This window comes from Streptomyces sp. NRRL S-118 (genome assembly GCF_000716335.1).
GTDB lineage: Bacteria > Actinomycetota > Actinomycetes > Streptomycetales > Streptomycetaceae > Streptomyces.
The window spans coordinates 5,715-6,036 of the sequence record NZ_KL591060.1 but is presented as its reverse complement, the minus strand read 5'-3'; the positions used below and the strand labels follow the sequence as shown (position 1 = coordinate 6,036).

General features: G+C 75.2%; 1 protein-coding gene. It reads left to right on the top strand.

Annotated elements, in window-relative coordinates; genetic code table 11:
* Window positions 1-322, top strand: a 322-nt coding sequence (locus IH00_RS0136595; protein WP_158828222.1) for a ketoacyl-synthetase C-terminal extension domain-containing protein, incomplete at both ends; no start/stop codon positions are given.

The window sequence follows — 322 nt, the reverse complement described above, 5'->3', positions numbered from 1 at the left end:
CGCTGCACGTGGACGAGCCCTCCCCGCACATCGACTGGCACTCCGGACGCGTCGAGCTGCTGACCGAGGCCCGCGAGTGGCAGGTCGAGGGCCGCCCGCGCCGCGCGGGTGTGTCGTCGTTCGGTGTGAGCGGCACGAACGCGCACCTGATCCTCGAGGAGGCCCCCGCCGAGGAGCCGTCCGAGGACGCTCCCGCCGAGGAGGTGCGGCGACCGGCCGGTGCGGTTCCGGTGGTGCTGTCGGCGCGTAACGACGCGGCGCTGCGGGCGCAGGCGGAGCGGCTGCGGTCGCATCTGGTGTCGCGGCCGGACCTGTCCGTGGT